Origin of the sequence: Variovorax sp. HW608, from assembly GCF_900090195.1 — a bacterium.
Taxonomy (GTDB): Bacteria; Pseudomonadota; Gammaproteobacteria; order Burkholderiales; family Burkholderiaceae_C; genus Variovorax.
Map to the genome: position 1 here is coordinate 5,792,782 of NZ_LT607803.1, position 17,539 is coordinate 5,810,320.

A 17,539-nucleotide genomic window follows, 5' to 3' on the forward strand; every position below is an offset into this window, starting at 1 on the left:
ATGACGACGAGCGGAAAGACATTGAAGGGCGGCCTGATCGGCTGCGGCTTCTTCTCGCAGAATCACCTGCATGCGTGGCAGCAGTTGGAGGGGGTGGAGATCGTCGCCTTGTGCGACAGGGACGAGGCCCGGCTGAAGGATACCGCGAGCCGGTTCGGCATCAAGCGCACCTACCAGGATGCTGCGCAGATGCTCGAGGCGGAGCAACTGGACTTCGTCGACATCGCGACGACCGTTAGTACGCACAGGCCGCTCGTGGAGATGGCCGCAGCGGCTCGCGTGGCATGCATCTGCCAGAAGCCCCTGGCCAACTCGATCGAGGACGGCCAGGCCATGATCGACGCCTGCGCACGCGCTGGCGTTCCCTTGATGGTGCACGAGAACTTCCGCTGGCAGACCCCGATCCAGAAAGTGCGCGAGGTTCTCAACCAGAACGCCATCGGCGAGCCTTTCTGGGGGCGGGTGAGCTTCCGATCGGCCTTTGATGTCTTCAGCGGGCAGCCCTACCTTGCCACGGACAAGCGCTTCATCCTGCAGGACCTAGGCATCCACATCATCGACATTGCTCGGTTCCTCTTCGGGGAGGCGACGGTCGTGAGTGCGAATACGCGACGCGTCAACCCAAAGATCCAGGGCGAGGATGTGGCGACGCTTTTGCTGACGCATGCGACGGGGATCACGAGCGTGGTGGACTGCAGTTACGCCACCGCACTGCCCACCGAACTGTTTCCCCAGACCTTGCTGGAGATCGACGGGTCGCATGGATCCCTGCGGCTGCAAGCCGACTACCAGTTGGTCATCCACCGGCGTGGCGGCGAGACCCAGACGATCCGATGCGAGCCGCCCTTGCATTCCTGGGCCGAGCGACCCTGGCACAACATCCAGGACAGCGTGCTGAACATCCAGGCTCACTGGATTTCGTGCTTGAGGGATGTCAAGGAACCTCAGACGTCAGGAGCCGACAATCTGCGCACGCTCAAACTGGTCTACGCCGCCTACGACTCGGCGGATAGCCTTCAGAAGGCCATCTCTCTTCAATAGGGCAACCGGCGCGCTGCGAGGTTGCCGTTCAGTTCGATCGAAACAGATTCATGACCGACGAAGAAGCCATTCGCCTCTACGGCACCACCGAACCGCAACCAGAGCTGCTTCGACTAGAGGCAGGTGCTCTGAGCTGTGAGTTCGAAGGAGGGGCTCTGCGCCACGTCAAGTGGGGCCGGGTCGAGATTGCGCGCGGGGTCTCCTATCTGTTTCGGGACAACGACTGGGGAACCGTGCCAGCCGAAGTGGAAGACATTCAGGTCGAGACGACGTCGAGCCGGTTCGTTCTGACCTTTTCGATGAAGATGCGCATGCCTGACGGCTTGTTGACGGCAGCGGCCCGTGTCGAAGGTAGCGATGCCGGTACGCTTGCCTTCGACGTCATCGCAACGCCCGATGCGGAGTTGTCGACCAATCGATGTGGCTTCGTGGTGCTGCATCCGGCGGCTTGCGCCGGCAAGCGACTGTCCGTCGAGCATACCAACGGCAAGCTCGAGGAGCTGGGCTTCCCGCTGGAGATCAGCCCATCCCAACCGGTGTTCGATATTCGCGCACTGACGTACTCGCCTGCGCCGGGAATGACGTTGCATTGCCGCTTGGAGGCCGCATTGCCTCACGATCGCGCGGGCAAGTTTGAGATGGAGGACCAGCGGAATTGGTCCGACGCCTCCTTCAAGACCTACGTGGCTTCGTTGCTTGACGAGTGGCCGTATCGGCTTCCCGACGGGGTCCCATTGGCCCAACGCGTCGAGTTCGAGGTGACGGGCGTCTCCGCCGAGCGCGAGAAGCGTGACGGGCACACGCGTCAGTTGCGACTCGGTGAGCCGACAGATCACAGGCTCCCCGCGCTGGGTATCGGCGTCCCCGCAGGGATCAGCTTGGCGACGACAAACGAGCACACCGCATTACGGGGGCTGGGTGCGCAATGGTGGATCGTCGACGCGGACTTGGAATCTGCGCGGCTGTCGGAGGATATTTGTGCGGTGTCGGAACTCAGGCGAGACCTGCCGGTGAAAGTCCAGCTTGACGCCGTCGTTCCGGAGGAACTGTCGCCGGATGAAGCGGCAAGTCTTCTTCGGAAGAAATGCGACTCGGCACAGCTGCAGGTGGATGCGATCCGAATTCTCCCTGCACCGTTTCTCAAGAGCTTCCAGCCCACCGATGTGTGGCCGAATGTGCCCCCTTTGGAAGTCTATGCCCAGGCGGCGCGCAGGTGCTTTCCCGACTCTCTTGTCGGTGGGGGCATGTTCACCTACTTCACCGAACTGAATCGAAAGCGGCCCGCTTCGACGGCGCTGGATTTCGTTGGCCACGCAACTTGCCCCATCGTGCACGCTGCCGACGATACCTCTGTGATGGAGACAATTGAGGCACTCGAGTCGATCCTGCTGTCCGTGCGTTTGATGTGCCCGGGAGTCGCGTATCGACTTGGTCCCAGCACCATTGCGTCTCCAAGAAATCCTTATGGGACTTCGCCGGCATCTAATCCTGAGCCGCGCCGAATCCCCCTCGCGAGTTCTGATCCGCGCCATCAGGGGCAGTTTGGTGCGGCGTGGACTGCCGCGTACGCAGCAGCTTGCGCCCATGCTGGATTGGACGTGCTGGCCCTCCATCACAGTCACGGCCCCTGCGGGCCATATTTCGGGAGCGACACAAGGGTCCCCGCCTGGCAGGTGCTGGAGGTGTTTTCGCGTGCCTCGGGCGCTCCGGTTGTGCCGATCGAGGGACTTGGAAGTGACTTGGCTGGACTCGGATGGGAGGATGCAGAAGGTCCCATGAAAGGGCTGGTGGTCAACCTCACAGCGCACTCGATTCCGATCTCGATCGAGGGGCGAACCGATGCGCACCTCGGCCCCTTCGCGGTCCTAAACTTTGTGCACGATCGGGCGGTTTGACTTTGGCTACGCACGCGCCACCCTGGCGCTTCAACTTCATGAACCTAATCGTCGCTGTACACCGCGCGCAGCCATCCGCAACGTAGGTCGCGGGCTGCGCAACACGAGCTGACTGAGGTGCAAGCTCTACCAGAACCACATATTGATCCACGCGGCGTTCTGCAGCATCTGTACCGCATCCGCCCCTCGTGGAATCAGTTGCGCCGATCGTGAGTTCCACCACAGGCATCCTGCGACCGGCGTGCCAATGCATCTCGCCAAGTCCTCATCGTCCCAATCGCTCCCGAAGAAACTCGATGAATCGCTGAGTCTTTGCCGGTAGAAGACGCGTTTCAGTGATTGCGTAGACCGGTTGCGGCGTTCCGTGCCATCTCGGCATGATTTGGCGCAGCTTTCCGTTGGCGAGTTCGTCAGCGACGATTTCGCGGGGCATCAGGATGATGCCCAGGTCGAGCGTCGCCAAGCGGCGGATCATGCCAACGCTGTTCAGAGCGAATCGCCCGCCCACCGGGACCGTGTGAGCGCGCTTGCCGTCGCGCAACATCCAAGAATTTGCCTTCAGGATATTGAAGCACTCGTGCCGCTCCAAATCGGCCGGCCTGCTGGGTTCGCCCGATCGCTCAAGGTAGCCCGGAGAGGCATAGAGATACGGCGTCAGTAAGGCCAGCGGACGGGCGATCAACTGGGAGCTTTCAGATTCGCCCATGCGGATCGCCACGTCGAAGGGCTCGCTGACCAAATCAACGCGCCGCGGCGTGAGGTCGAAGTCGAAGGCAATGCCCGGATACAGGCGCGCAAACTCCGCGATCAAGGGTGCGAGGTAAGTGACAGCGAAATCCACCGGCAACGAGGCGCGCAGCACGCCACTGGGCTGAGCCAGCATTTCGCCCAACTGCTCGTGAGCCAACCGCGCTTCGTCGACGATGCGCTTGCATCGCTCAAAGTAGATCTGACCCGCTTCGGTCGGCTCGATCTTGCGCGTTGTGCGGTGAAGAAGCCGCAACCCGATTGACTTTTCCAGTTGGCTGATGCGACGCGACAGCGTCGAATTCGGCATCCCCATGGTGTCCGCCGCGCTGCGGAAGCCCTTGGCTTTGACGACTTCCACGAACAGGGCCATGTCATTGAGGTAGTCATCCATCGGATTGCTTCAAATTCGGATCAATGTTCTCCAAATTACCATATTTACCTGAATCCGTGAGCGCGAGAGTGAAGGTGGCTCACCCTGAGGGTGGGGGTCGATTCGGGGGGGTTGATCAGGGGCATGACCGATGTGGCGCGTTTAATGCTGCTGTTGCAAGACACAGCACCCGAGTCAACCTCCAATGCGCCCCTTCATCGTCAAGCAACTCGACTACGACCTCACGCCCGTGGCGGGGTTGGCCCTGGTGGGACACCACCTGAAGCGACTCGCCCCGGTGTTCAGGCACATCGACACCGCGCTGCGCGTCGTCGGCGGCGTGGCCAACAGCGACATCCTGCGCAGCTACGTCGGGCTGCTGGTGCAGGGCAAGAGCGATTTCGATGCGATCGAGAACTTCCGCGGTGATGCGTTCTTCAAGCAGGCACTGGGCATCAAACTGCTGCCTTCGAGCCCGACGCTGCGCCAGCGCATGGATGCCCGCGCGGGCGACCTGTTTGACTTCATGCCGCCGCTGATCGAGACACTGCTGGCTGGCGCGCGCCCGGACTACGGCGTGCTGCCTTGCGGCTGGGTGGCGCTGGATGTCGATACGTTCGCCATGGACAACGGCGGCACCGCCAAGGACGGCGTGGGGCGCACCTATGCCGGGGTCGATGGCTACTGTCCCCTGGCGGCCTATCTGGGCTCGCACGGGTTCTGCCTGGAGTTGGCGCTGCGCCCGGGCGTGCAGCACTCGGCGTCGGAGACACAATTCAACTTCGAGCGCGTGATCCCGATGGCGCAGCGCCTGAGTGCGGCGGGCCCGAAGGCGCCGATCCTGGCGCGCCTGGATTCTGGCTTCGACTCGGCGGCGCTGATGCGCGTCATCGAGTCCTATAACCATGCCGGCCAGCCGCAGGTGGACTGGCTGATCAAATGGAATCCGCGCACCACCCACGTGGTGGCGCTGGCCGAGCGACTCGATGCCGACGCAGCCACGCTCTGGGAGCATCCGCGCGCGGGCAAGCGCGTGACAGTGTGGGAGGAATCGCTGTCCATCGAAGGCATCGAGCGGCCGCTGCGCCGCGTGCTGCGCCTGACCGAGCGCACCATCGATGCGAAGGGTCAGCTGTTGATCGAACCCAAGCTCACGCTGGACGGCTGGAGCACGAGCCTGGAGGCCAGACAGTTCGATGCGAAGGCCGTCATCGCGCTGTACGCCGACCACGGCACGCACGAGCAGTTCCATTCCGAGTTCAAGACCGACCTCGACCTGGAGCGGCTGCCCTCGGGCAAGTTCGATACCAACTACCTGGTGTGCGAACTCGCGGCGCTGGCCATGAACATCCTGCGCCTGATGGGCCAGGCCGGGCTGCACGGGCCGAATGCGCCAGTGCGTCACGCGGCCAAGCGCCGGCGCATCAAGACGGTGATGCAGGAGCTCATCTACCGCGCCGGTCGTCTCATCGAGCATGGCCGGCGCGTCATCCTCGGCCTGGGGGCCAACGATCGCGCGGCCAGCGCCTTCGAGCGATTGCACTGGCAACTTGCCGGCACCGGCGGCTGAAGGCAGTCCAGGCGCCAGCACAACATCCAGTACCTCGCCGGCGGCCCCACGTCGCGCAGCGCGCACAAGCGTGCAACGGCGCACGGAAATCGCCCCTGTGCGCACGGTTGCAGAGCATCTCTGGGCGTTCAGTACGGAACGAAGAGGCTGCAATTGAGCCATGCGGTCACTGGACATCCGCTGCGCACCCATTAAGGGCGAATTGGCAGGGCAATTGAACCGGATCGGCATACAGGGGTCACGGATTCAGGATATTTATCCAGCAGAAGAAGCGAAGGATGATTCCCCTCGACCGAAATTTGAACCCGCCCATCTGAGGAATTCATCATGAGCAATCTCTTTGATCCAGTCCGCGTCGGCCGATTCACCTTGGCGAATCGCCTCGTCATGGCGCCGATGACTCGTTCGCGTGCGCAGCTTGACGGCACGCCTGGAGATCTGGCCGCCAAGTACTACGGCCAACGCGCGAGCGTCGGCCTGATCGTCACCGAAGGGACGCAGCCTTCCGAAGACGGTCAAGGCTATCTGACAACACCGGGCATCTACACCGACGCGCATGTCGAGGGCTGGAAGAACACTACTGCCGCCGCGCACAGCAAGGGCGGCCGAATCTTCATCCAGCTCATGCATGCCGGGCGCATGTCCCACCCGGACAACACACCACACCATCGCCCGGGTGTAGCGCCCTCAGCCATCGCGCCGGGGACAGGCATGTTCACGGCCAAGGGGATGCAGGACCTTCCGACGCCGCGCGCGCTCACCGTCGAGGAAGTACGGCAAACCGTCGCCGACTTTGCATTCGCGGCCCGACGCGCCGTGGAAGCCGGCGCAGATGGCGTCGAGATTCACGGCGCGAACGCCTATCTAATCCAGCAGTTCATTGCGCCGAGCGCCAATACACGAACCGATGAATATGGCGGCTCCATCGAGAACCGCGCTCGCTTCGCGATCGAAGTCGCCAAGGCGATCGCCGCAGAGATCGGCGCAGACCGCACCGCGATTCGCTTGTCGCCCGGCACAACGATGTGGGGGATCGATGAGGGCGTCCAGGGTCCCGACCTCTACCGCTATCTGGTGGCGGAACTCGACAAGCTCGGCCTCGCCTATCTGCACATCATGCACCAGGGCAACGAGTCGCTGCTGCCCGACATTCGCAAGCTGTGGCAGGGCGCGCTGATCCTGAACCGCCCGGGGCGGCCACGCGAGCAGGTCGGTGCCGACGTTGCTTCGGGTCTGGCCGACTTGGAGTCCTATGGCGCGATGGTGCTGGCGAACCCAGACTTCGTCGAGCGACTCAAGATCAATGCACCCATGAACGAGGCGCATCGCGAAGGGTTCTTTGGCGGGACTGAAAGGTTCTACACGGACTATCCCACCTTGAGCGAAGCGCTGCCTGCCTGAGGAGCCCGTCGTGGTCCTCTTTGCGCCACTCCGGCGCGCCAATCACGGCAGTCACTTTCGGGCCTACGGACTACGTGGCGTGGAGGCGCTGATCAGTCCCTTCCTCGGAGTCGATCAAGCCTGGATGAGTGCCGCGACCTTCCCACCTCACCCCCATGCCGGTTTCTCAGCCGTGTCATACGTGTTCCTCGATTCGGAAACTGGAATCGAGAACCGCGACAACATCGGGACGCACAACCTGATTCGTCCCGGAGGCTTGCACTGGGCGGCAGCCGGACGTGGGATTGTCCACGAGGAAGTCCCGGCGGAAGTGGGCAAGACCGTCCACTCGCTGCAGATCTTCGTCAGCTTGCCGAGCAACAGGCAGGACAGTGAGCCATTCGCCTTGAGCCTTGAGCCCCAGGACGTACCCGTCGTCCATCTGCCGGGGACCAAGGTACGCGTGCCCGCGGGAAGCTTTGAGGACACCCAATCGCCTTTGAATCCGCCCACCGACGTCACGATGCTCGACATCTCGTTGGAAGAGTGCGTCGAGCTGGCAGTACCGATTGCAGCCGGCCATTGCGCATTCGTCATGCCGATCTTCGGCACGGCAATGGTGGACGGTCAGAGCTTCAGTCTCAACGACCTCCGGGTTCCGGTATTCCCCGTTCAAAGCACGCCGCGCACCATCACCCTTCAAGTTCCCAAAGGCAGCGCCAAGGTCATGGTGTTCGCCGGCCCGCCGCTGCAATCCAGCGCAACCTGACCATCAAGGAGTCTCGCGATGTCTTATGAACGATTCACCGGCGAAAGCGCCGCAATGCTGCTCATTGACCACCAGGTCGGCACGATGAAATGGGCGAAATCACTGCCCTTCGAGGAACTCAAGCGCAACGCGTTGATGCTGGCCAAGACCGCGCGCATTCTGAAGATGCCGGTTGTGCTGACGTCCAGCATGGAGGACTACGCGCAAGGTCCGTTGCTTCCCGAATTGGAAGCCATCCTCCCGGCGGAGTTCGCTGCCCGCATCAAGCGCCTGGGCATCGTCAATGCAATGGAGGACGAAAACTTCGCAGCGGCGGTCAAGGCGACCGGCCGCAGGAAGCTGATCATCGCGGGAGTGACCAATGATGTGTGCACGGTCTATCCTGCGCTCAGTCTGGCCCTCGAGGGCTATGAAGTTCAGGTCGTAGCCGACGCTGGAGCGTCGCCCACCAAATTTGCTGACGAGATTGCCTTGAGCCGCATGGAAAAGAATGGTGTGACGCTTACCAGCACCAACCAGGTGATTGCGGAGCTGGCGGGCAGCTGGGCGACGCCGGAAGGAGGCCAGATTGTTGAGCAGGTAGTGATGCCCGCACTGACGAACCCGTAGCATGCTGCTCGGGGCGATGGGTTGGATTGCGAGAACGTCGGAACGGCGGCCTCGGGGAGGCGCCACGTCTGCATTAGACACCTACCTGCTTCGAGAGATTGAACTGTCGAATACCGCTGTGCAGCAGCGTGTGCAGTCGGAACGGACCGCGATTTGATGGGACCGGTTGATGTCGGTGAGCTGCCGTTCCCTTTGCACCGGGCAGAATCGCGAAGGGCATGGAGCCAACCGTTCGGTTGGCGATTCGGAGGCAGTAGGGCAGGGGCCTGCGGGCCCTGTGCACAGTTGCCGGTCGAGGGTCGCGCGCGATAAGGTGAAGTTATCGACCCCAGCATCGCGCTTCTGCCGAGGGTACACCTTGTCCTCGAACGACTTGCGGGAGAGGCGCGGGCAGGGCGCCTCAGAAAAGGCGCGACGGGGCCCGCTATGTCGGGGTCAGACTAGTTGCGGTCAGTCGATCCGTCCACGCCTTGGGACTGCTTCAGCTCGATGAGCTGAAGTGGTTCTGCGAGTTGGCAACCGTGTTCCAGATAGACACCTGAACCACCGCTCGATAGCGCCGAGCGGCGCCGGTGCTCAGCTGGACTGGGTTCAGCCTGAAATCTGCGCCCTGAAAGTGCCCCCGCCCTCACACAAGAACTGAGAAGCTTTGATGTTTCATACTGCGCTCTCAAGCCATGTCAGGTATCCATCGATGATCCGGCGAGCAATCGATCGCGCCTCTTCGAGCTCTTCTGGCATCGCGTCGCGCAGAGGTGGGGTGCGTGCACCGCGGTGCCGGCTCTGGTTGATAGGTGCTTCGTTACAGAGCTTGTGCAGCCGGTCCCATTCAGCTTTCGAGAAGCCAAGCGCGGCGACCGCCTTGTCGGGATTGCCGAATCGCAGCTTCATCGCGTCCTCAATCTCGTAAAGATGGGTCATCTCATCGCTCGGATCCGCAACGGCAGCGTCATAGCTCGCCAGCATGGAACGGAGCACCGGGTCAGCGCCTTGCGCGGCGATTCGATCGCCTAGGGACGGTGTTCAAAACTTTGTCGCCACGAACGCGGTGACGTCACGTGCGGCCAAGACAATATCGGCATGAAGCAGCAAGACCTCGGCCTCAATCTGAGCACTCGGCGTACGCGCAAGGTGGTGTTCCTCGATGAGATGGAACTGGTGGTCCCATGGAGCGAATTGGTGGCGTTGATTGCCGCGCACGCACCGAGGAAGTCCACGGGTCGACCGCCGTTTGCACCGGAGACGATGCTGCGAATTCATTTCCTCCAACAGTGGTTCGGCTTGAGCGACCTGGCCATGGAAGAGGCGCTGTTTGAGGTCTCGCTGTACCGCGAGTTCGCCGGTCTGCGCAGCACCGAGCGCATCCCCGACCGCGTGAGCATTCTTCGATTTCGTCACCTGCTCGAAGAGCACGACCTGGCCCAGCAAATCCTGGCCACGGTCAACGCCACGCTAGCGGGCAAGGGCCTGATGCTCAAGAGCGGCACAGTGGTCGATGCCACCTTGATTGCCGCTCCCAGTTCGACCAAGAACAAGACGGGCGAGCGTGACCCCGAGATGCATCAGACCCGCAAGGGAATGCAATGGCATTTTGGAATGAAAGCTCACATCGGCGTGGACGCCGACTCCGGCTTGGTGCACGCGGTGGTGGGCACAGCCGCCAACGTCAACGACGTCACCCAGGCCAGCCGACTGGTGCATGGCGAAGAGGTCGATGTCTTCGCTGACGCGGGCTACCAGGGAGTGGCCAAGCGCACAGAGAATCGAGGAACCAAGGTCCGCTGGCATGTGGCCATGCGCCCGGGCAAGCGGCGAGCACTGGACAAGGCCAGCGCGATGGGCGCCGTGCTCGACCGAATCGAGCATCTCAAGGCCAGCGTGCGTGCGAAGGTGGAGCATCCGTTTCGCGTCATCAAGCGCCAATTCGGTCATGTGAAGGTGCGCTACAAGGGACTGGCGAAGAACACAGCGCAGCTGCACACGTTGTTTGCCTTGAGCAATCTGTGGATGGCGCGGCGCCGGCTCTTGGGCGAGCAGGCATGAGCGCGCCCAAAAGGGGCCAAGGAGCCGAAAACCACTGGGCAAATGGCCCGAAACGGACCTCGATAGAGTCGAAATCGACGCAAAGCGATGCTGCGATTTCATATGCCGGTGCTCAGCCCTTCAGGTTGCATCGCCACGCGGGTTTTGGACACCATCCCTAGGCTCTTAATCGAGTCGCGGCGCTCGCGTCTCGAGTCGTACAGAACCTCTCCGGTGGTGGGGTCCGTGATGATCACGCCGACGCTGCCGACGGAGCCGATCGCGATAACGCCCGTCAATGGCGCAATCAGCCGGTTGGTATGGCCGTCCTTGAAGACCTCCACCATTGAGGATCCCGATAGCTCGAACGGCCGATGTGTAAGCAGTTGGGCTGCTCGGAAGCGGGCGAGCAGTTCGTTGTGCAGCGTCTCGGGCATGGACGGATCACGCTGAAAGTGCTCGCCGTCGATTCGAGCCAGGATTTTGCCGACGTCGATTTCGACAGAGTGGTGCGCTGCCCCGATCTCGATGCGCTGCTCGAAGTATTCAGGTGGCGAAAAGCTCCATTGGAGAAGTACGTGGTCGAGCTGGCTCATAGCCGTGCGCGCATTTCGGCTGTGCGGGGCTCACCGCCGAACAGCGTGCGTTCTTGCTCGGCGTGGGCCAACTGCGCCAGGCCGCCGGCGTGCTTTGTACCGGTCGCCAGAATCTCGGTAAGCGTCTTCGTCGCCAGATAGCTCGGATCGAGCAAGTCCTCATTTTCCTCTTGCGCAGGGCGAGCTGGCGAGCTTTTGATCCCGGTTTCATTGTCCATTGGGGTTTCCGGTTTGTCCGTGGGGCCGCTGATTCTGCGCCGAGGGTGGGGGCCGCGTCGACGACAGCTCGGGTGTTCCCTCACGGTGGGCACGCACCTCTCGCAATGGCCGCGCTTTGCGCATCCACGCGCGAGCGGCCTTCGGCGCCTGCGCGCAGGAGTTCGGGAGAAAGCGTTGCGACGACTATTCCTACGGCAAGCCAGACGAGCCCGAACAGGAGCTTCGGATAGTTTCCAGTCGCCGTCTCTTCAAGGCTGGCGCGCACCGAGCCAAGTTCGCTCTGCAGTCGCGCAGTCGTATCCGCGAGTTCTGCTCGCTGTTTGGCGCCAAGGGTTTGAATCGACCGATTCGTCTCGGTCAGCTCCTTTGTGAGTTGTTCGATATTGAATTCAACAGCCGCGAAGCGCTCTTCGATCCCGCGTCCTGGTAAGGGGTTGCGGCGTATGGTTGCGTTGGCGAACGCACCCGCCGCTCCAGTTGCTGAGACCCCTGCTGCCACAATCGAGGTCGATGCCTTGCGAAACGGTTCACGCAGCCACAGAAAGAAGCGTTTCGCGATGCCGGTTTTTCCGAACTGCCCCGCGGTCGACGTAAGGTCTGCCCACACCGTCCAAGCTCCTATGAGCTGGAGCAGCATGCCCCAGACACGCAAGCCAAGATCCGGTGCCTGACAAATCGTGCGGGGCCCCGGCCACCAGACGATGAGGGCCAGTGTCAGCACCGAGAAGATTGCGGACGGCCATACCATGCCGCCGCGCCTTGCCCAGTCCCACGTGTGGCGCCACCAAGCTCTCATGGTTGCGGCAGTTTGTGGGCGGGATTCTGGTCCTGCTCTTCAGTCTGGGTTGCCTGGCGTGCAACGGTCAGGATGTGCCAATTCATGCGCTTCTCATCCTAATAGAGGGGCTACTGCGGAAAGGCAGTCTACCTGCGAGCTGGTTGAAAGAGCTGACCGGCATCGGCAAATGTTGAGGACGTGCCGCGTTCCGCGACATGACGGCATGGACCGCTTTCAGCAGTCACCATGTCTAAGAGGCTCGCGAGAGACGCAACTCTTTGAACTCATCGCCCAAGAATCTGAACTTGTGGCGGAAAAGCCCAGCAAGCTTTGTGTCTGCCGTAGCAAAGAAGATTTGTCTCGATCCACCGATGGCAAGCTGGCGAAGATGATCGAGAAACGACAGCATGTTGATGTCGTCGATGTGTGCGACGGGATCATCGAATAGCAGCACTGGGGGGCCTGTCCGGAGCCTTCCGTTCATCGCCAAGAAAAGCGAAAGGGCAAACGCGGCGCGCTGACCTGTGCTCATGTGCTCGAGCTGAACCTCAGCGCCGGTGCTCCTGCGAACAATGACGAGCTTTCCTTGGATGACCTGAATCTCAAACTCGTTGGGCATGTGGATGCTGGCAAACGTGCGAGCAATCTCCGCTGCGTTCTCGGTCAGGATCTGGCTCTCCAACTCGCCCCCAGAGCTTTGTTTGGCCAGGGTCTCCAGCACCTGCTCTGCGTCGCTTGCGCAGTTGATCTTCTTTCCGCTGCTTTCAATCTTCTTGACGAGGCCTTCGACGTTCTTGGTTTCGTCGTCAAGGGCCTTGTCGTTGGCACCCTCTTGCGCCACGGCCGTGGCAACTTGCGCGAGCACTCGCTGAATAGCTCCGAGACCCAGCGCAATTTCCTCCGCGGTCGCCTCAGTGCCGATTGTCAGGATGGACGCAAGAGTTTGGCGTGCTCCCAGGGAAGCTTCCGCATCCGAGATCAGTTCTTTGACCGATCTTGCGAGGTGGTCCGGGTCGCCGAGGGCCTCGATGGAAAGGCGTTCGGCCATAGCATCGCATTCCTGCCGCACGACGTCCGACTCGTGTAGCGCGGCTTTCTCAGCGCTTTGCAGCGTTTCCACCGTCTGTTTGTAGGTCGATTGGATTCGCTGTAACTCCTCAAGTGAAGGGAGTTCGGAAACTCCCGCAGCCAGCAACTTGCTAGTAAGGTCTTTAGAGGACAGCCCGTCGGATTGCAGTTGCTGAGCCCGCGCCTGGAACGTTTCCAGTTCCTTCCGATCAAGATCGAATGCAGCTCGTTCTTGGGCGATCTGCTCAAGCGCGTGGGCGACCGTGAGGATCGGCGCGCTATCTCCAGCAAACGTGCGCAAGCGATGTAGCAGGTCCAACATGGACCGGGCGCCTTCGATCACTTCGCTGGCCGACGAGATGTCTGACCGCAGCAGGCTTGCTTGCTCGGAGGTACCGACCTCGACATCAGCCATCATTCGCGTAAGTAGCTGACCTTCTTCAAACTCTGTTCGGCAGAGAGGGCAATGGTCGGGATTGGCCGACCGCTGCAGTATGTCTTGGGCGGTTCCCAACAGGCGCTGCCTCAGAACGGTCAGCGTACTCTGTGTCTTTTCCAGAGCCTGCAAAGAAGCCTGCGCCGCGTCGAGCCGGCGCTGTTGCTCCGCGATCTCGGTGTCAACTGAGTCAATGGCGTCGGCAAGAGGCGTTTCCAGAAGTTGTTGGATGGAGTCCGTGTTGCCGAGGCTGGCTACCGGGCTCAGTTTCGTAGTCTGCATGCGCACCCGATCCCGACACTCCAATGCCTGCTTGACAAGGAGCGGAAAGTTGGCGCGGGCATAGGGAAGCAGGGCCTCCGTAGCGGCGCTCCCTTCCGCCGCTATCTCCGCTTGCTGACGGGCGTTGACCTGTGCCAACCGGGCGGCTTTGGCCCGCTGATCCAGAGCTCCCGCCTTGCTGGCTTCTTCGTTCAGGTTCGACAGTAGCCGAAGTGCCGAATCGGGTTCGGCGTGCAGCATGTTGATCGCAGATCGGCGGATCAATGCGACGGCGGACGCGGCTTCATGCAAGCGCTCTCGCAATGCTTCGAGTTGACCCTTTTCATCTGGGGGCTGGCTCCATCCTTGGCCCTTCAGCGCCGCAAGAAGTTCGAGGAACAAACTGTCGGACAGTTTGGGGGCAGCTTTGATGACATCTAGGCGTTTCTGGGCTGCAAGCTTCAACTGCTCATGGCTCGCCTTGTCGCGCCTTAGGTCCTTCAGCTCATCCTGCAACTGCTTGAGAACGCGACGCAGCCTGTCTGCCAGACTCTCTGCCGTCGCGCCTAACACCAAACGGGTGACATCGGTCCCAATTTGTGCTGAGCTTGCGGATACGCTGAGCTCCACGGCAGCATCGGTATCCAGAAAATTGAACTTCCCGAAACTATCTTGGATGGTGACCGTCTTCAGTTCGGTCTTTGCATACCAAACTGAATGGCGCGCTCGAAGTCGCGTGGCATCGGTAGTCGAAGACAGCTTGTGTTCGACTCCATCAAGATCTGCGGCAATCGATGTGTTGCCGAGTAGTGTGGAGGATCGACGATTCCTTCCGCAGTATGCGAACTCAATTGCCTCAAGAAGTGAGGTCTTTCCAACACCGTTGCTGCCGACAATCAGATTCACTCGGCCTAGCAGATGCTCCTTTTCCTCCGGGTGCGTGCGGAAGCCCTTGATGGTCAAGCGCTCGATGAAGTGGCTTGCAGCGGCCCGTTCGGATTCGAGAAGCGTAACCGGCGAAATCGGACGCAACGTCGCCTTCTTCGTTCCCGCAACGATTCGCCGAACGGCGTCGGGAACGGAGGTCTCGCTATCCAAAATGAAGGCAAGGCCGTGCTGTTCGAGAGTGTTTGACCATGTTGTTGCAAGGTCGATCGGCAAGGCGATCGGGGGCTCGGGCGCTTGGGCGTGGGTCAGCAAGCTGGCGACGTCGCCTTCCCGAACGATCAGTTTGCGGGCGTACTCCCTGTCCGCCTCTACCTTGGCTTTGAGGCGACCGAATTCGCCCCTCTGCGCTTCTTCGTCGCTCGTGACGAAGTACAGGTAGTGGTTCCATCGCAGATCGGTCGCGACGTCGCTGGAGAAGTACATTGGCGAAAGCACTTCTTCCTGGTATCCCTTCAGCGAATCGGCAGTCGTCGCCAGCCGATCGTTCAGGTCGAAGTATCGAACCGCGTAGTCGCGAGCGCCGAAGCGGTCGACGCCTCGAAATACACCTTTCCCAACGCTTTCGAGATTGGGGTAGCGGCTCCTGAGTAGCGCCTCAACTCGTTGCGCATCGATCATGATCTGTCCTCTGAGAAATCTACCGGTGATGCGCTGGCCGGGGTGTCAATGAGATTGGTGCCTTCGGGCCCGCGTGCACCATAGCGGTTGTCACGTCGAAACACGACGCAAAGTCGGTCTTGAGCGCGCACGACGGCGTCGCTTAGTTCTTCGCCGCTTTTACCGGCCTCGCAGGCTTCATTGATCGCATGGGTGATGATGGCCTTGCTGAGTTTTTGGTGCGTGCTTTCGACCACCGAATTGTTTGCCTGGTCCGATAGGTAAACAAGCGATGCGGGACCGCGCCCGCCGGCGTTCGGCTCCACGTTGTGGTGTGGGGACTTGTGTTTCCATGACAGCTTGAAGCCGTCCGCCAAATCCCGGACCGGAGGAGGCCATGGAACATCGCTCTCGGCGAGTCTGATTGCATCGTGCGCACGCTGCAACCTTTGAAATCGGTAAGCGGATCCTGGCCGGGTGAGGTCAGGGTCTTGGTGGACCGTGACGCGACGTATCGATTCCTCGTCCTTGTCCAGATGGACTGCATCGAGTTCCTTGACTGTGTACCAGGAGGCCGGGTTCCCGCGAGGCCCCATGAGGATTTCTATTGCGCGTTCGACTGCGAGTGGACTAGCCTGCGAGGCCAATTCCAGGTGCTCGGCAATCGCGTGGTAGTCCGTCAGCGCGTCGGCAAAGCCGTCGTTGGCAACTGCACCGGGATCCCAGCTGTTGCTGCCTGGGTTCCAAGACCATCGATCTTCCACCGCAACGAAATTTTTCGGGGCCAGTGCTTGCTCGCCGTGGAAAAGCAGCTTCTGCTTCTGCAGTTGAATAATCTGGCCTTCGTAGTTCAGGAAGAACGAGTGCCATCGTTGAGCAAGCAGGCAGTAGTAAAGACCGCCACGATGCAGCGAATCGATGAGCCCATCGTCAGCGCTGAATTTTCCGGGCGGTGCATACCAGGCAGATCCGGCAATATTGTTCCAATCCGAATACTTGCCTGTCCCCTTGGCCTCTTGGATATTCTTGGCCCAGTTCAAGCAAAGGAGTTCGACGTGGCTGTTGGTTCCCACTGAGCAAAGTCGGGTGCGGTAGGCTGCATAGTCGGTATGCGCGGGCTTCGGGTTCAGTTGAATATGAATGAGAAGGCAGTTGGTGTGAATCGCGTCGATGTGCTCGGTGAAGTTGAAGGCATCGGAACAGATGATTGAGACGAGACTCATGGTGTTGATGCCGCGATTGAAGGCATACACCGTCTTACCGAGACACAGTGAAGTCTGCTCTACGTCCCGGTAGTCCCGGCAGGCCACCGTCTTTAGCTGGGCGAGAAGGAAGAGCACAGGCTGCCCAGCCTGGTTTTGTGCCCAGAAGACATAGAGCAGCGGGTCGACGTAGCGCCGTTGTCCAGCTTGGCGCGCATCGAGTGGTTCGTGATGAAACACGCAAGCGCCAGCGGCGTTGTAGTGTTGAACCAATGCTTGAAAATTGGCCGGCGAGATGCTTTCACATCCAAGCACCCAGATGGCGCCTTGTGGAGGGCGAAATCTTCCCTCGACGATTTCTTGTACGACGGACCAAGGGACGCAGTATTCCGGTGCTACCGCTAGGTCAGAATGGCTTTGTACTGCGGAGGAAAGAAATCCGCTGCACAAGGCGTGACCAAGTGCAGGGTCTGCGTGGCCAACCCGGACGTCATTGGCTTCGACCGTGCCTGTGGGCTGAAGCAAGATTGCCCTGTAGGGCTCGCGTGCTGGATTCAGGGCTTCCAAGTTCACAAGCGTCAAAGGATGCGGTTGCTGGCGCAGTACTTCTTCGACATCTACGATGTTTATCGCCACACTTTCTCCTCTCCTCGACGGATGACGAACGGAACACTCTCTGGGGGCCGCAAGCATGTGTGCGATAAAGCAGGATGGCATGGGCCCGGTCATGGTAACAACTTGTGAGCTGGGTTCGAGCCATGTGCTTGCCGAAGTGCACCGGGCCTCACACGAGGATCTGACAAGTCTGACAATGGCTGCACATCGGATCTTGGTTTGAAGAGACCCGTAAGCGCCCCTACTCAACATCTGGCTCGCACGACAGGGTGCCGTGGATAGACGAAGAGCAGCGGTCTACGAACCGGAGGCCATTGCTGCGGCTCAGTTCGCCCATGAGCGGCTAGTCGCATGGCGTCGGATAGAAGACGTTCGGCGCCGCACGCGACCCTGAACAGGCATACATCGTCCTG

General features: G+C 60.8%; 14 protein-coding genes. 7 read left to right on the top strand and 7 right to left on the bottom strand.

The features are described 5' to 3' along the window. Complete coding sequence (locus tag VAR608DRAFT_RS27410; RefSeq protein WP_088956941.1) at positions 1-1,041, top strand: Gfo/Idh/MocA family protein; 1,041 nt, start codon at positions 1-3, stop codon at positions 1,039-1,041. A gap of 50 nt (positions 1,042-1,091) precedes the next feature. Then, on the top strand, positions 1,092-2,936 hold the full coding sequence (locus tag VAR608DRAFT_RS27415) for a hypothetical protein (protein ID WP_088956942.1): 1,845 nt from the start codon (positions 1,092-1,094) through the stop codon (positions 2,934-2,936). Between the two features lie 265 nt (positions 2,937-3,201). Here the strand turns inward: VAR608DRAFT_RS27415 and VAR608DRAFT_RS27420 are convergent, their stop codons facing one another. Continuing rightward, on the bottom strand, positions 3,202-4,077 hold the full coding sequence (locus tag VAR608DRAFT_RS27420; RefSeq protein WP_088956943.1) for a LysR family transcriptional regulator: 876 nt from the start codon (positions 4,075-4,077) through the stop codon (positions 3,202-3,204). Between the two features lie 184 nt (positions 4,078-4,261). On the opposite strand from VAR608DRAFT_RS27420, the gene VAR608DRAFT_RS27425 reads away from it, so the two are divergent. The 4 genes from VAR608DRAFT_RS27425 (at position 4,262) to VAR608DRAFT_RS27440 (ending at position 8,384) form a co-directional block, all read left to right on the top strand. Next, complete coding sequence (locus VAR608DRAFT_RS27425; RefSeq protein ID WP_088955659.1) at positions 4,262-5,626, top strand: IS1380 family transposase; 1,365 nt, start codon at positions 4,262-4,264, stop codon at positions 5,624-5,626. A 327-nt stretch (positions 5,627-5,953) separates the two neighbouring features. Continuing rightward, entirely contained in the window at positions 5,954-7,027 is a 1,074-nt protein-coding gene (locus VAR608DRAFT_RS27430) for an alkene reductase (RefSeq protein ID WP_088956944.1), read from the top strand. 79 nt (positions 7,028-7,106) lie between these two features. Then, the gene (locus VAR608DRAFT_RS27435) at positions 7,107-7,775 is read left to right on the top strand and encodes a pirin family protein (RefSeq protein ID WP_443082895.1); all 669 of its coding nucleotides are present in this window, start codon (positions 7,107-7,109) and stop codon (positions 7,773-7,775) included. Positions 7,776-7,793: 18 nt separating this feature from the next. Next, positions 7,794-8,384 (top strand): isochorismatase family protein, encoded by a 591-nt coding sequence (locus tag VAR608DRAFT_RS27440; RefSeq protein ID WP_088956946.1) that lies wholly within the window; start codon positions 7,794-7,796, stop codon positions 8,382-8,384. A 657-nt stretch (positions 8,385-9,041) separates the two neighbouring features. Here VAR608DRAFT_RS27440 and VAR608DRAFT_RS27445 read toward each other — a convergent pair. Continuing rightward, positions 9,042-9,350 carry a hypothetical protein gene (locus tag VAR608DRAFT_RS27445; RefSeq protein ID WP_088956947.1) on the bottom strand — a complete coding sequence of 103 codons (309 nt, stop codon included), beginning with the start codon at positions 9,348-9,350 and terminating at the stop codon, positions 9,042-9,044. A 114-nt stretch (positions 9,351-9,464) separates the two neighbouring features. Between VAR608DRAFT_RS27445 and VAR608DRAFT_RS27450 the strand changes: the two genes are divergently transcribed. Further along, the gene (locus tag VAR608DRAFT_RS27450) at positions 9,465-10,427 is read left to right on the top strand and encodes an IS5 family transposase (RefSeq protein WP_088956948.1); all 963 of its coding nucleotides are present in this window, start codon (positions 9,465-9,467) and stop codon (positions 10,425-10,427) included. A 98-nt stretch (positions 10,428-10,525) separates the two neighbouring features. Here the strand turns inward: VAR608DRAFT_RS27450 and VAR608DRAFT_RS27455 are convergent, their stop codons facing one another. The 5 genes from VAR608DRAFT_RS27455 to VAR608DRAFT_RS27475 form a co-directional block, all read right to left on the bottom strand. Beyond that, positions 10,526-11,002: a hypothetical protein gene (locus tag VAR608DRAFT_RS27455; protein WP_088956949.1), complete on the bottom strand. Its 477-nt coding sequence runs from the start codon at positions 11,000-11,002 to the stop codon at positions 10,526-10,528. Further along, the gene (locus VAR608DRAFT_RS27460; RefSeq protein ID WP_088956950.1) at positions 10,999-11,220 is read right to left on the bottom strand and encodes a hypothetical protein; all 222 of its coding nucleotides are present in this window, start codon (positions 11,218-11,220) and stop codon (positions 10,999-11,001) included. Before VAR608DRAFT_RS27460 ends, VAR608DRAFT_RS27455 begins: the two co-directional genes overlap by 4 nt. An 80-nt stretch (positions 11,221-11,300) precedes the next feature. Further along, on the bottom strand, positions 11,301-11,969 hold the full coding sequence (locus tag VAR608DRAFT_RS37255) for a hypothetical protein (protein WP_157731124.1): 669 nt from the start codon (positions 11,967-11,969) through the stop codon (positions 11,301-11,303). A gap of 280 nt (positions 11,970-12,249) precedes the next feature. Next, entirely contained in the window at positions 12,250-15,330 is a 3,081-nt protein-coding gene (locus VAR608DRAFT_RS27470; RefSeq protein ID WP_088956952.1) for an AAA family ATPase, read from the bottom strand. Beyond that, positions 15,327-17,147: a hypothetical protein gene (locus tag VAR608DRAFT_RS27475; protein ID WP_197700420.1), complete on the bottom strand. Its 1,821-nt coding sequence runs from the start codon at positions 17,145-17,147 to the stop codon at positions 15,327-15,329. Before VAR608DRAFT_RS27475 ends, VAR608DRAFT_RS27470 begins: the two co-directional genes overlap by 4 nt. Positions 17,148-17,539 lie beyond the last annotated feature (392 nt).